The following is a 13,450-nucleotide window of genomic DNA, read 5'->3' as shown; positions in this document are numbered from 1 at the left end:
GGGCGCCACAAGCGCTAAAGAAAGAGCTGCGATTAGTAGTGTTTTCATGAGAACTCGCTGTGTAGTGAAATTGTGTAATAGCCATTCAAATATACGTAATGAATCGACAATTGGAGATGAAATTTCTTTCAGCGAATAATCGAATTATACCCGGTTCGGCGGGTTTTTTTATGCCCGGAGGAAAAGTGACGATCGAAACATTTACCTGGCGAACCCAGATTCAGGCGGGAATGGAAGGGGAGTTCACTTACGCAACACGCTCTGCATCTTTCGGAGACGGCTTTGAACAGATCGCCGGTGAAGGCATCAACCCTGAAAAACAGTCATGGCCGATGACCTTAACGGGAAAAAAAGCTGAGATGCTCGATGCGCTGAGTTTTTGCCGCAAGCACATCACAAAATCCTTTATCTGGACGTCTCCTGTTGGCGAAACCGGTTTATACCGGATTGAAGCTGATTCCATTAAAGCCCAGCCGCTATCCAGCAAAGTGATAACCATAAAAGCAACCTTCAAACAGGCATACACACCATGATTACTGAAGATTATCAACGCCTCGAACCGGGTGAAAAAATACGTCTTCTTGAGGTAGACGGTTCTGCGTTTGGTCTTGACGACGTTCTGCGCTTTCACGCTTATAACCTCCCGCATACTGAAGAAGAGATTGCGGCTGCTGGTGGCGACGAATCAAAGTTAAAGGCGAAGAGTATCTGGTGGCAGGGCGAAGAGTATGGTGCCTGGCCATATAAACTCGAGGGACTGGAAGCGTCAACCGATGGCAGTAGCGCCCAGCCGAGGCTCACCGTTGCCAACATTGACAGCTCTATCACTGCGCTCTGTCTGGCCTATGACGATATGCTGCAGGCCAAAGTTACGATTCATGACACTTTTGCGCATTACCTGGATGCGCGTAATTTCCCGGATGGAAATCCAACAGCAGATCCCTTGCAGGTGAGGAAGCGGGTTTTCTATATCGACGGTAAAAATAGCGAGCTTCCCGGTGAAAGTATCGAGTTTGTTCTTACCAGCCCGATGGATCTGCAGGGATTGATGATTCCGACCAGACAGCTGCATTCCCTTTGCACATGGTGCATCCGGAATAGGTACCGCACCGGCGATGGGTGCGATTATGCCGGCACGCTTTACTTCGACAGAAACAACAATCCGGTAAGCGATCCCTCATTGGATGAATGCAACGGCACGCTCACCGCCTGCAAGCTTCGGTTTGGTGAACACGATGAACTTCCTTTCGGTGGTTTTCCAGGAACATCTTTGATCAGGAGTTAACATGCGTCAGAAAACAATTCAGGACATCCTGGCGCATGCTGCGAAAGACTATCCCCACGAATGCTGCGGCGTGATAGCGCAGAAAAGCCGGGTGGAACGCTATTTCCCATGCCGTAATCTGGCTGTCGAACCAACTGAACAGTTTCATCTTGCGCCAGAGGATTACGCTGCTGCTGAAGACTGGGGGACGATAACGGGAATCGTACATAGTCACCCTGATGCGACGACCCAACCAAGTGAACTGGACAAGGCTCAATGCGATGCAACGTTGCTGCCCTGGCATATTGTCAGTTGGCCGGAAGGAGACTTTCGTACCATTACTCCCCGCGGAGAATTGCCGCTGCTCGGGCGCCCGTTTGTGCTCGGACACTACGACTGTTGGGGGCTGGTAATGAGCTATTTCCGGCAGGAGCAGGATGTTGAACTTAAGGATTACCGTGTTGATTATCCGTGGTGGGAGGACTCCTATCCGGATAATTTCTATCAGGATTGCTGGTACGAATGTGGGTTCCGCGAATTCAATGGATCGCCAATGCCGGGCGATTTGATCATCATGCAGGTGGAATCGAATAAGTGGAACCATTCAGGGATCTTGCTGGAGGGGAACATGCTTCTCCATCATCTTTATGGTCACCTCAGTCAACGTGTGCCATATGGAGGGTACTGGATGGAGAGAACAATGAAAATTGTCAGGCATAAAAGCCTAATCATGCAGGAGGGATAATGTACGAATCCGTCCGTACTGTTCGCCTATATGGTGTTTTGGGTACTACGTTTGGCCGCGAATTCCAACTTTCTGTAGCATCACCAAAAGAAGCCATCCGCGCATTGTGCGTTATCGTGCCAGGCTTCGAGCGGTTTTTGAATACCAGCAAGCAGCGTGGGCTTACTTACGCTGTATTCAGTGGAAAGCGTAACCTGAACGATGACGAACTCTCTATGGATCAGAGTAGTGCTGATATCCGTATTGCGCCGGTTATCCTCGGGAGTAAACGTGGTGGAGTATTCCAGACCATCTTAGGCGTGGCTTTGGTCGCAGTTGGTGCTGTGGCGTCATACTTTGGCGGTGGTGCTGTCGGTGTTCCTCTAATGCAATTTGGCGCTGCGATGGCCCTTGGCGGTGTCGTTCAAATGCTTTCTCCACAGACAACCGGACTTGCCAGCAAGCAATCGGCAGACAACAAGGCTAGTTATGCCTTTGGTGGAGTAACAAATACGACAGCTCAGGGCAATCCGGTACCGCTCTTGTACGGACGGCGCCGTATAGGTGGCGCGATCATCTCCGCCGGTATCTATGTTGAAGATCAGCAGTAAGCATGCTGTAATGGGCTTACTTAATATGGGGTAACTTGAGCTTAGATTCAAAAATGAAAAAAATATCTACTCTTTTCCTTTGTACTTCCTTATTTTCAGGCATGGCTTTAGCTGATAACCATTACATACCTCTCCTCTATAATTTATCTACTATGTTTGATTTCAATCCAGTTAAAGGAGCTGTCAAATCATTAGATACTGATGTTGAAGAAAATGGTAAGGTCACTTATAAAATCGCCATCAGACTAGCTAAGAATGGTTGTGTCGAAAGCTTAGATCTTGATAACGTTTCGTCTGGTCATGAAACAAATTTAAAAAATAGCAATGGAAGTCTTGTTGGCCAAAGAGATGGTAAGCCTTTCTTAATACAGCTCGATGAAAAATGTAATATTTTGACTAAAAATGAAAATGGTGACGAGTTACGATATAGTCTTTACTCGAATGGCTTAATTAAAGATACTTATTATTTGGGTAAGAAAATATCTGAGCATTTTTATGATGATAATTCTAATTTGATACGTTCTGAGTTTTATGGTTCTGGAAAGGTCCTCTCTAAAAACGAAATATCTTATGTTGATAAAGACAGGAAGCCTCTTGATTATAAAATTATAAACACATCAGTTTACTCGGAAGGTTATACAGCAACGAATACTTGTCATTATAGCGAAAAGCTTGTTCCTGAAATATGTAAAGTAACAGTGCAGAGCGCAGGGAATCCTGTGCCGAAGCCAGTACTAATGACAGCGAATACGAAAGTTGAATTCTACTAGATTAAACACATTTCAATCAGCCACCTCCGGGTGGCTTTTTTTATGGGCGCAATATGGCTATAGCAACCGCTATTAAAGGCCGCAAGGGCGGCAGTTCAAGCTCAAGAACTCCTACAGAACAGCCAGACGATCTGCAGTCAGTAGCCAAGGCCAAAATCCTTCTCGCGCTGGGAGAGGGGGAGTTTGCTGGTGGCCTCACTGCGCGCGATATTTATCTCGATGGCACCGCACTTGAGAACTCAGATGGTTCACAGAACTTCAGCGGTGTGGCTTGGGAGTTTCGTTCTGGAACTCAGGCGCAAAAATACATTCAAGGGATCCCAGGTACTGAAAACGAAATCAATGTAGGTACCGAAGTTTCCAGCTCTACAGCGTGGACGCGCACGTTCACCAATACGCAGCTTTCAGCTGTTCGCCTGCGTCTAAAATGGGCTTCTCTCTTCAAACAGGAGGACGATGGCGATCTGGTTGGCTATTCGGTCAACTACGCAATTGACCTGCAGACAGATGGCGGTACCTGGCAGACGGTGCTAAATACCAGCGTGACCGGGAAAACTACCTCTGGTTATGAACGCAGCCACCGTATTGATTTACCTCAGGCGGGCAGCACCTGGACCATCAGGCTGCGCAAGATTACAGCTGACGCAAATAGCGCGAAGATTGGCGACACGATGACGCTGCAAAGCTTCACAGAAGTAATCGACGCCAAACTGCGCTATCCGAACACCGCGCTACTGTACATCGAATTTGATTCGAGCCAGTTCAATGGCTCAATACCGCAAATTTCCTGCGAGCCTCGCGGGCGAGTTATTCGTGTGCCCGATAACTATGACCCCGAAACACGAACGTACAGCGGCACCTGGACGGGCGCATTTAAGTGGGCATGGACGGATAACCCTGCGTGGATATTTTACGATCTGGTGGTCACTGACCGCTTCGGCCTTGGTAATCGGCTAACGGCAGCCAATATCGACAAATGGACGCTTTATCAGGTCGCTCAATATTGTGATCAACCGGTACCGGATGGTAAGGGGGGTAGCGGAACTGAACCTCGTTACACCTGCAACGTATACATTCAGGATCGGAATGACGCTTACACCGTCCTGCGTGACTTCGCCGCCATTTTTCGAGGCATGACCTACTGGGGAGACGACCAGATTGTTGCCCTTGCAGACATGCCCAGAGATGTCGATTTTACCTACACGCATGCTAACGTTGTCGACGGCAAATTCGTATATTCCAGCAGCACAACCAAAAGTCGCTATACAAACGCTCTTGTATCCTGGTCTGATCCGGCAAATGGGTATGCTGATGCAATGGAGCCCGTCTTCGAGCAGGCTTTGGTGGCGCGCTATGGTTTCAACCAGCTTGAGATCACCGCCATCGGTTGCACCCGGCAGTCTGAGGCTAACAGAAAAGGGCGCTGGGGGATCCTGACCAACAATAAAGATAGGATTGTAACGTTTGAGGTTGGTCTGGACGGCAATATCCCTCAGCCTGGCTACATAATTGCTGTCGCTGACCGAAATCTCTCTGGCCGAGATTTAGGTGGTCGATTATCCGCGGTTAATGGCCGTGTACTCAAACTTGACCGGGTACCAAGTGCTAAGGCCGGTGACAGGATAATGGTAAACCTGCCGTCGGGTATTACCCAATTCCGGACGATTCAGTCCCTGTCAGGTGAAATGATTACCGTGACAACCGCCTTTAGTGAACTTCCGCAGGCTGAGGCTGTATGGGTTATTGAATCTGATGAACTCTATGCGCAGCAGTACAGGGTAATTAGTGTCACCGATAACAATGACGGGACATATACCATCACGGGGGCAAATCACGATCCGGATAAATATGCCCGAATCGATACGGGTGCCATCATTGATCAGCGGCCGGTAAGTGTCATCCCTCCAGGTAATCAGTCGCCGCCAGCCAACATCGCGATCAGCTCGTTTTCGGTGGTTCAGCAGAATATCAGCGTCGAAACCATGCGAGTGAGCTGGGACCAGGCACAAAATGCCATCGCTTATGAGGCGCAGTGGCGCCGCAACGACGGGAACTGGGTTAACGTGCCTCGTAGCTCCACCGCTTCCTTTGACGTTTCCGGCATCTACGCCGGACGGTACCTGGTGCGCGTGCGTGCTATCAATGCAGCGGAAATTTCATCCGGGTGGGGATTTTCGGAAGAGAAGACGTTGACCGGCAAAGTGGGCAATCCGCCCAAGCCAGTGGGCTTTATGGCTACGGGAATTAACTGGGGTATTCGTCTGAACTGGGGGTTCCCGGGAAACACCGGCGATACCCTCAAAACAGAACTCCAGTACACGGCCAACAGCGACTTTTCCGATCCGTTGCTGCTATCGGACGTACCTTATCCATCTGCTGAATATACCCAGCTCGGGCTGAAAGCCGGGCAGGAATTCTGGTATCGCGCACAGCTGGTTGACAGAACGGGCAACGAGTCCGGGTACACCGACTGGATCAGGGGGATGTCTAACGATAATGCTGATGATTATCTGGGTGAAATAGCAGACGATTTCCTTACCTCGGCCGACGGCGACCGCCTGACCAGCGATATTGATACCAATCTTGAAGCCGCAATGCAGAACGCGCTGGCTAACCACGGAACAGTTGAACATCAATGGGCGCAATACGGAGAGGTACGTGCCGATATCCTGGTTGTGAAAACGACTATTGCTGAGGTGGATAGGGCAATGGCCGAAATGTCGACACAGGTGCAGGCGCAGATCGACAACGTCACCGCTTCCCTGGAAGACAAGCTCACAGCCGTCGTCGATGCCTCCGGTGCTTCGGCAATCTACACCCTCAAAACAGGCGTGAGGATAAACGGGGTGATGTACAACGCCGGGATGTCGATTGCTGTGCTTGCTGAGGCCGGGAAACCAGTAGTTACCCGTATTGGGTTCAACGCTAATCAGTTTGTATTGATGAGTGGCAGTGGTGATACCCAGTATTCACCGTTCGCGGTGGTTAATGGTCAGGTCTTTATGAGCTCAGCGTTTATTCAGGATGGCACGATCACCAATGCCAAAATCGGCAACTTCATCCAGTCCAACAATTACGTCCCAGGGCAGTCCGGGTGGAAACTGGACAAAGGCGGTACCTGGGAAAACTACGGCAGCGATGGGCAGGGCGCAAGAAAGACCACGAACGTTACTGACAGCATCAGGGATGCGAACGGTGTCCTCCGCGTACAGATTGGTAAACTTACAGGAGTATTTTAATGACGTGGGGCATTCAGACATGGGATGCCAATGGCAATCCGAACAATTATGGTATTAAGCCAGTTTCAGTGGTCGGACGTATTCAACTTTCTGAGGGGCAAAACTCTGGAAGCTGGTCGTTTACCATTCCGGCAGGAATGAAGGTCGGGTTTGTCGTTTCTCTGGATAAGGGGGCGGTCTCGGTAGGGCGCAGTATCGTCGCCAGCGGAAATACGATAACTCTTGGAGCAGCAAACAGCGCAGGGATTGGAAACTATCCAGCCTCTGAATGTGAGCTCGTAGTTTTTGTGGAGAAAGCATAATGGCAGATTATGGCGCACTGATAGCTCTGGATAATGGAAATCCCTTTATTACGCCTCAGTCCACGCCATTTTGTCTCTACAGGAGGGTAGTGGTTAACTCAGTAGCAAGCGGGGCATATCACGGTGCATCTGCAACAATAGCTCTGGACGTTTCATATCCGGCGATGGTTTTTTGCAAAACGAGTGATACTGCTCAGCCCACGGTAGTTACTGCCGCAAGATCAGGGGGAAATATTCTTGTTGGGTCAAGCAATGCTTATGGACAGGCACATACCTTAACGGCTTACATATTTGCCATTTTCCCACAGACATTGCCAAAATGGGGATTTGCTATCTGGGATGCTTCCGGAAAGCTGGTCCTGACAAACGAGAGTCGGATATTGAGTGATCTCGTGACTGTTGGGACACCAGGAGCTGCAACAGGTGGAATTAATATTGACGTCACTTTGCCAGGAAGTTATGCGGTGGCTCCCGCTATTCTTGGTTCCCAGATCATTCAGAACAATAACACTAAACCACCCACTATTGTGAATATCACAGCCTACTCAGGATGTCGGTTTAATGGTTCATCAAGCAGGATTAATGCCGCGCCCTCGACTACGGCAACCGGCTCTGCTGCGGGTGGGACAACGACTGGAATAGCTTTGACGGCAATCAACACGGCTGCATTTGATTAATTGATCGTTTTAAACGATCAATTAATCGATATTGATCTGTTCAATCTATTTTCATTAATTTTCCCGTCAGGTTAAGTTTCAAAGTACGAATTACCTCAGGGATAAAAAATGAAAAAAATACTCGGCAGTTTGCTAATTGTCTGTCTTCTTTCTGCTTGCTCAGCAAACATTTTTGAGAAGCAGCTTCCTGTGTGTGAGGCTGTAACCCTTTTAGGTGGGCAGGAACAAACCGTACAGATATATGGTGTGCGACAAGTAGCAAGCCAGGTTGAATACAAAGCTGGATATCCCTTCAGCTGGGGGTGGATAAGTAAAAACAACTTTACCAGGTCGACCTGTTCAAAATGAACAACACGAAAACCCGCTCCGGCGGGTTTTTTATTATCTGAATTCAGGAGTCCTTTATGTCGGCAGGTACCATCACCCTGACAAACGGGTCCGCCATTGTTGGCGGTTCCGGAACCTCATTCGCAACAGAACTCACCGCAGGTGACTTCATTGTCTCTACTGTGGGCGGTGTACCTTATACGCTGCCGGTGAAATCAGTCGAGAGCAATACCCAGCTGATGCTGGTCAGCAACTTTACTGGGCCCACGCAATCGGGCGCAGCCTGGTCAGCGGTGCCCCGTGTGGCGCTGAACATGGTCACTGCCGCGCTGGTGGCGCAAAGTGCTGAAGCTCTGCGTGGACTGAATTACGACAAACAGAACTGGCAGCAGGTTTTCAGTGCTGCCGGAAACATCACGGTAAAGCTGCCTGACGGCACCACCTTCACCGGCCCATCATGGAAATATCTGTCTAACAATATGGCGACTAAGAGCGGCGGGGCCGTACCTGTTAATCAGGGCGGTACCGGATCGACAACCGCATCAGGCGCTCGCACAAACCTCGGTTTGGGAGACAGTGCTACGAGGGGCGTTGGAACAGCAGCGGGAACGGTGGCTGCCGGGGATGATTCACGGCTGGGTACGGTGAACGGAAAATCAGGAGGCACGATTTCATCTGCTTTAAATGCCACTGGTTCAATAAATGTCATTACTCAGTCCAGCAGTTTCGGAGTGTTTGCGTTCAAGTATCCGGGCTCTCTGGATAGTATGTCCTACTCCTTCTGCGAAAATTATGGTGATCTGGTATTTGTCACAACCCAGGCAGCCAAACCCGGCACAGAAAAATATTTCGCAATGCGGGGAGATAGATTTATTACCCCTGGAAATATCACCTGCGCATCACTGACTCAGACTTCGGATGCGGATAAAAAAGACGATGTCAAAGCCATCGAGAACGCACTCGACAAAGTTATGTGCTTAAGTGGAGTGACATTCAACTGGAAGGACAGCGGCCTTCCATCGGCTGGGGTGATTGCCCAGGAACTCATCAAAGTTCTGCCGGAGGCTGTTGGATCGGTATTTGAAGATCATGATCAGTATGAGTCTGTTGAAGAGGTAAATGAGGCTGGTGAGGTGACAAACACCAGACAGCTGACAAGAAAGCGAGATGACAGTAAGCGCAGCTACACAGTGGAATATTCTGGCGTCATCGCGCTATGCCTTCAGGCAATCAAGGAGTTGAATCATAAGGTAGAAAGTTTGCAATCAGGAAACTAAAAAAATCACTAATCATTGTCTGCGAGTACTAGCTCTGCACGATTTGATTCGGCTCAAACAGAGCCATTATCGAAAAATTTACAAAAGCCATAATTCGAAACGAGAGAGAAACTTAGAAACGAAACGGCGAAGCTTTAAGCAGTGACGGTAGGGCCTGTATCTTGCGGACACTTACAAATAAAACTACTGTATACAAAAACAGTATTTGAGGTGTGTGCAATGGAATTCATCAGGCCAACAGAACTGCGAGAAATTATCGCTCTCCCGCTTTTCAGTGACTTAGTTCAGTGTGGTTTCCCAAGTCCCGCAGCTGATTACGTTGAACAGCGTATCGATCTCAATGAGTTACTTGTCGCTCATCCGAGCTCAACGTATTTCGTTAAAGCTGCAGGCGACTCGATGATTGAAGCCGGGATCAGTGACGGCGATCTGCTGGTGGTGGACAGTTCGCGCACGGCTGAGCACGGTGACATTGTCATCGCCGCAGTAGAAGGGGAATTCACTGTTAAACGCCTGCAGCTTCGACCGACAGTGCAGCTCAATCCTATGAACAGCGCCTACAGTCCGATTGTTGTAGGCAACGAAGATACGCTGGACGTTTTCGGCGTTGTTACTTTCATCGTCAAATCGGCGAGCTGACTATGTTTGCGCTCTGTGATGTGAATTCGTTCTACGCATCATGCGAGACCGTATTCAGGCCTGACCTGAGAGGGCGCCCGGTTGTCGTTCTCTCAAATAATGATGGCTGTGTAATCGCACGAAGCGCCGAGGCCAAGGCCGCTGGAATTACCATGGGAGAGCCTTTCTTCAAACAAAGAGAGCTTTTCCGGCGTGCTGGCGTTGTTTGCTTCAGCAGTAACTACGAGCTTTATGCGGACATGTCGAACCGTGTAATGACAACGCTCGAAGAAATGAGCCCCCGCGTCGAAATTTACAGTATCGATGAAGCTTTTTGCGACCTGACTGGCGTTCGCAACTGCCGGGACCTGACTGACTTCGGCAAAGAAATCCGCGCTACGGTTCAGAAGCGTACGCACCTGACTGTTGGGGTTGGGATAGCCCAGACAAAGACACTGGCGAAGCTGGCCAATCACGCGGCCAAGAAATGGCAGCGGCAAACGGGCGGGGTAGTGGACCTGTCCAATATCGATCGCCAGCGCCGACTCCTTGCCCTGGTACCCGTTGAGGACGTGTGGGGCGTCGGCAGGCGCATAAGCAAGAAGCTGAATGCCATGGGCATCAAAACAGCTCTGGATCTCTCTGAGCAGAGTACGTGGATTATCCGTAAACACTTTAACGTGGTACTCGAGCGAACGGTTAGGGAGCTACGCGGAGAGCCATGCCTCGATCTGGAGGAATTTGCACCAGCTAAGCAGGAAATCGTCTGCAGTCGGTCATTCGGCGAACGCGTTACTGAGTATGAACAAATGCGCCAGGCTATCTGCAGCTATGCCGCCCGTGGTGCTGAAAAACTTCGGGGTGAACATCAGTACTGCCGCTTTATCTCTGCGTTCGTGAAAACCTCTCCCTTTGCGCTTAAAGAGCCGTATTACGGTAACAGTGCGTCCATGAAGCTTCTCACCCCCACTCAGGATTCCCGCGACATTATCAACGCCGCGGTAAAGTGCCTAGACAAAATCTGGAAGGATGGTCACCGGTACCAGAAAGCCGGCATAATGCTGGGTGACTTCTTCAGCCAGGGTGTGGCCCAGCTCAACTTGTTCGACGAGAACGCGCCGCGTGCCGGTAGTGAAAGATTGATGGAGGTGCTCGATCACTTGAATGCGAAAGATGGGAAAGGAACTCTTTACTTTGCCGGACAGGGCATTCAGCAGCAGTGGCAGATGAAACGCGAAATGCTGTCGCCGCGGTATACAACAAGATTCGCAGATTTAATAAGTGTGAAATGAAACTTTAAAATATTTAAAGTGGCTTGTTTTTATCTAAGGAGTGTTGATTTTATTTTCCTTGGCTGGTTTTACTTCATGGGTAATAATTGGGGTGGACTTAAGGTCTTCACCTTTAAATATATAGATTTTATTTCTTTTTGCAGTTTCCTTACTCATGTCTTCTTTTTCTATGGCTATAAAATTCTCTCCATAAACACGAATGATAGAGTATTCCTTACCACTTAACTGAATATTCCCTAAAGGTAAGGTGGTTTTAGCAATATATGTCCCGCAGCTTAAAATAAATATCATCGACGCTGCACCCGCAATAAATAAATTTGCAAAAGCGCTGTCAATTACTTTGAAAGGTGAGGCTTCGTTCATTTGTATGGCATTCTCCTTCTCCTTCTCCTTCTCCTTCTCCTTCTCCTTCTCCTTCTCCTTCTCCTTGAGGAAAGCCATAAATGAAGCCATAAAGAAAATTGCCACCATAGTATAAATGGTTTTCTTTAAATTAATATAATTAGCGGAACCATTCAAAAAAAGAATGATTGTAACAAAAATGGAAAATGAGATTATACGTGGTAATATGGTTGATATGTATATATTTTTATTCAGTCTAGTCATTAATACCAGAGGAAGGCTGCAGAAAATGAAACACATGTAAGACACAACAAAAAGAGTGAGGGACATTGTTATAATATTTCCCAAAGAGATGGATATTAACTCTTTTGGGATGCCGTAAAAATTTGCATATCCACACTCGAAGATATACGTGGCGACGTAAGCTAGTGCACTAAGTATAGCAACAGTAATTGCTTCGTTATTTTTAATATAATTCCACATAGTATCTGCTCTGTCATTTCCTTTTCGAAATTATACTATGCAAGAGTAATAAAAGTAAAAATAATGTTGAAAGCTAGACAGAGTGTATTGGCATAATCAAATCAGATCCTTGATTACGAGGATTGCCTACTGAGGGTAGAACGGGGTGCCAAATGAATTTATCGGCTGGCACAGCGCCGTCGGCGGCTATCACTTCAGCCTCCGTCCCACCAACATCCTGCCGCATCCATTCGCGGGCCGCTTCCGGTGACAGAACTAGTGGCCTGCGATCGTGGATATCAACCAAGCCTTTATCAACTGCGGACGTCACGATGAGAAAACCTTCAGCTTCATCTCCACGCTCGAACGGCGTGCTGCCGATCGCCGCCATAAAAATGGGCTGACCGTCAGCGCGGTGGATAAAGTAGGGTTGTTTTATGTCGCCTTCTTTTTTCCACTCGAACCATCCATCGGCGAAGCATATCGCCCGGCCATGCTGCCAGAGTGGTTTAAACATTCTGCTAGTGGCCGCCGTCTCGACGCGCGCGTTAATCAGTGGCGGCTTACCCCACCACCCGGGTGCGTAACCCCAGAAAACAGGATCAAGATGCAGTTTCTCGTCGCGTTCGCTCAGCAGCAAAACCTTAGTGCCTGGTGCCACGTTGTACTGGCCAATAGGTTCAGGGTCGTATGCGATCCGCTTCATCGGCCAGGTATGTCAGATATTCTTCACGGGTTTGGGATTGTGCAAAACGTCCACACATCGGGCACCTCCAGTTGTCAGACTGAAAGTATAGGCACAGATAAGCACACTAAATGGGGACCAATGTATTGCCTGCCTATCTACCTGCAGTTAAAGCATTGGTTCAACGATCGCTTTATTGAAAATTCCTGTTTCAATAACTTCACTGTGAAGGCTGTGAGGGACGATAACTGGAATTTTTATACCAGGATAAAGTTGAGTAAGAGCGAGGGTTCTGTGCCGACCATCCATAATTCGGAATGGCGAGCTCATCTCCGGATACTCGACAATACCGTTGGCAATGTAGCTTTTAACTTTGTGCCAGCGAATTGGGTCGATGTTAAATGCCTCATCCCCCATGCTTTCCAGAATTTTTAACCCATCGGCAAAAATGATGCATCCACCCTCTTGAGCAAACACAGGAGGTAGAATGAAACGAATGTCGCTGAACTTAGGGTAGACAAACGGTTCATCGTCTTTTGGGATGTCGTCAAAGGATCCAAATCTGAATTTACCGAGGTGAGTATGGAGGAATTCCTCCGGAAGGTGAGAGAATAATTGTTTCATAGAAGTCCTTCTCAAATGTCATAAGGGGAGTGAAGTAATGCCATGCAAACAAGCAGTAATCAACAAAATAGCGCACGCCGATTAAGTCATACAACTCATTCACGGTGATTATGCTGTTGGGAGTTGGGGGCAGTAAAGCAGGAGGTTTAAAAACTGGAAAAGTGCTCGCAAATCAGCCAATCGAATCAGAATTATGGGGGCAAATTTGGGGGCATTTTGAAGGAAGGGACACCGAT

The 13,450-nt window shown here is 48.5% G+C and carries 14 protein-coding genes and 1 pseudogene; 12 read left to right on the top strand and 3 right to left on the bottom strand.

What is annotated here, in order from left to right:
- The first annotated feature begins 185 nt into the window (after positions 1-185).
- The 12 genes from NQ230_RS13100 to NQ230_RS13045 all read left to right on the top strand — a co-directional run bounded on the left by NQ230_RS13100 (position 186) and on the right by NQ230_RS13045 (position 11,101).
- On the top strand, positions 186-533 hold the full coding sequence (locus NQ230_RS13100; RefSeq protein ID WP_257257935.1) for a phage tail protein: 348 nt from the start codon (positions 186-188) through the stop codon (positions 531-533).
- Positions 530-1,285: a phage minor tail protein L gene (locus tag NQ230_RS13095; RefSeq protein WP_257257934.1), complete on the top strand. Its 756-nt coding sequence runs from the start codon at positions 530-532 to the stop codon at positions 1,283-1,285. The genes NQ230_RS13100 and NQ230_RS13095 overlap by 4 nt, the downstream gene beginning before the upstream one ends.
- 1 nt (position 1,286) lies before the next feature.
- On the top strand, positions 1,287-2,009 hold the full coding sequence (locus tag NQ230_RS13090; protein WP_257257932.1) for a C40 family peptidase: 723 nt from the start codon (positions 1,287-1,289) through the stop codon (positions 2,007-2,009).
- The gene (locus tag NQ230_RS13085) at positions 2,009-2,599 is read left to right on the top strand and encodes a tail assembly protein (RefSeq protein WP_257257931.1); all 591 of its coding nucleotides are present in this window, start codon (positions 2,009-2,011) and stop codon (positions 2,597-2,599) included. Before NQ230_RS13090 ends, NQ230_RS13085 begins: the two co-directional genes overlap by 1 nt.
- A gap of 35 nt (positions 2,600-2,634) precedes the next feature.
- Entirely contained in the window at positions 2,635-3,369 is a 735-nt protein-coding gene (locus NQ230_RS13080; RefSeq protein ID WP_257257930.1) for a YnfC family lipoprotein, read from the top strand.
- Between the two features lie 53 nt (positions 3,370-3,422).
- Positions 3,423-6,608, top strand: a complete 3,186-nt coding sequence (locus NQ230_RS13075; RefSeq protein ID WP_257257929.1) for a TipJ family phage tail tip protein — start codon at positions 3,423-3,425, stop codon at positions 6,606-6,608.
- Positions 6,608-6,910: a hypothetical protein gene (locus NQ230_RS13070; RefSeq protein ID WP_257257928.1), complete on the top strand. Its 303-nt coding sequence runs from the start codon at positions 6,608-6,610 to the stop codon at positions 6,908-6,910. The genes NQ230_RS13075 and NQ230_RS13070 overlap by 1 nt, the downstream gene beginning before the upstream one ends.
- On the top strand, positions 6,910-7,587 hold the full coding sequence (locus NQ230_RS13065) for a hypothetical protein (RefSeq protein ID WP_257257927.1): 678 nt from the start codon (positions 6,910-6,912) through the stop codon (positions 7,585-7,587). The genes NQ230_RS13070 and NQ230_RS13065 overlap by 1 nt, the downstream gene beginning before the upstream one ends.
- A 108-nt stretch (positions 7,588-7,695) precedes the next feature.
- The gene (cor, locus tag NQ230_RS13060; protein WP_257257926.1) at positions 7,696-7,935 is read left to right on the top strand and encodes a phage exclusion lipoprotein Cor; all 240 of its coding nucleotides are present in this window, start codon (positions 7,696-7,698) and stop codon (positions 7,933-7,935) included.
- Positions 7,936-7,991: 56 nt separating this feature from the next.
- The gene (locus tag NQ230_RS13055) at positions 7,992-9,191 is read left to right on the top strand and encodes a tail fiber domain-containing protein (protein WP_257257925.1); all 1,200 of its coding nucleotides are present in this window, start codon (positions 7,992-7,994) and stop codon (positions 9,189-9,191) included.
- A 219-nt stretch (positions 9,192-9,410) separates the two neighbouring features.
- Complete coding sequence (locus NQ230_RS13050) at positions 9,411-9,830, top strand: translesion error-prone DNA polymerase V autoproteolytic subunit (protein ID WP_232948424.1); 420 nt, start codon at positions 9,411-9,413, stop codon at positions 9,828-9,830.
- Positions 9,831-9,832: 2 nt separating this feature from the next.
- Entirely contained in the window at positions 9,833-11,101 is a 1,269-nt protein-coding gene (locus NQ230_RS13045; protein WP_257257924.1) for a Y-family DNA polymerase, read from the top strand.
- Between the two features lie 33 nt (positions 11,102-11,134).
- Here the strand turns inward: NQ230_RS13045 and NQ230_RS23075 are convergent, their stop codons facing one another.
- The 3 genes and pseudogenes from NQ230_RS23075 to NQ230_RS13030 form a co-directional block, all read right to left on the bottom strand.
- Positions 11,135-11,926 carry an STM1630 family protein gene (locus NQ230_RS23075; RefSeq protein WP_503467199.1) on the bottom strand — a complete coding sequence of 264 codons (792 nt, stop codon included), beginning with the start codon at positions 11,924-11,926 and terminating at the stop codon, positions 11,135-11,137.
- 73 nt (positions 11,927-11,999) lie between these two features.
- A pseudogene (locus NQ230_RS13035) lies at positions 12,000-12,669 on the bottom strand (SOS response-associated peptidase).
- A gap of 89 nt (positions 12,670-12,758) precedes the next feature.
- A complete protein-coding gene (locus NQ230_RS13030) occupies positions 12,759-13,214 on the bottom strand; it encodes a hypothetical protein (RefSeq protein ID WP_257257922.1) in 456 nt (151 codons plus the stop codon).
- Between the last annotated feature and the right edge of the window lie 236 nt (positions 13,215-13,450).

This window comes from Enterobacter asburiae, from assembly GCF_024599655.1.
GTDB classification, from domain to species: Bacteria; Pseudomonadota; Gammaproteobacteria; order Enterobacterales; family Enterobacteriaceae; genus Enterobacter; species Enterobacter asburiae_D.
The sequence above is the reverse complement of the archived record's forward strand: the minus strand, read 5'-3'. Positions and strand labels throughout refer to the sequence as shown.

Bases quoted from the DNA above. Each gene is read 5' to 3' on its own strand.
- NQ230_RS13095 (WP_257257934.1), top strand. From the start codon at position 530: ATGATTACTGAAGATTATCAACGCCTCGAACCGGGTGAAAAAATACGT.
- NQ230_RS13090 (WP_257257932.1), top strand. From the start codon at position 1,287: ATGCGTCAGAAAACAATTCAGGACATCCTGGCGCATGCTGCGAAAGAC.
- NQ230_RS13085 (WP_257257931.1), top strand. From the start codon at position 2,009: ATGTACGAATCCGTCCGTACTGTTCGCCTATATGGTGTTTTGGGTACT.
- NQ230_RS13075 (WP_257257929.1), top strand. From the start codon at position 3,423: ATGGCTATAGCAACCGCTATTAAAGGCCGCAAGGGCGGCAGTTCAAGC.
- NQ230_RS13070 (WP_257257928.1), top strand. From the start codon at position 6,608: ATGACGTGGGGCATTCAGACATGGGATGCCAATGGCAATCCGAACAAT.
- NQ230_RS13065 (WP_257257927.1), top strand. From the start codon at position 6,910: ATGGCAGATTATGGCGCACTGATAGCTCTGGATAATGGAAATCCCTTT.
- cor (WP_257257926.1), top strand. From the start codon at position 7,696: ATGAAAAAAATACTCGGCAGTTTGCTAATTGTCTGTCTTCTTTCTGCT.
- NQ230_RS13055 (WP_257257925.1), top strand. From the start codon at position 7,992: ATGTCGGCAGGTACCATCACCCTGACAAACGGGTCCGCCATTGTTGGC.
- NQ230_RS13050 (WP_232948424.1), top strand. From the start codon at position 9,411: ATGGAATTCATCAGGCCAACAGAACTGCGAGAAATTATCGCTCTCCCG.
- NQ230_RS13045 (WP_257257924.1), top strand. From the start codon at position 9,833: ATGTTTGCGCTCTGTGATGTGAATTCGTTCTACGCATCATGCGAGACC.
- NQ230_RS23075 (WP_503467199.1), bottom strand. From the start codon at position 11,926: ATGTGGAATTATATTAAAAATAACGAAGCAATTACTGTTGCTATACTT.
- NQ230_RS13030 (WP_257257922.1), bottom strand. From the start codon at position 13,214: ATGAAACAATTATTCTCTCACCTTCCGGAGGAATTCCTCCATACTCAC.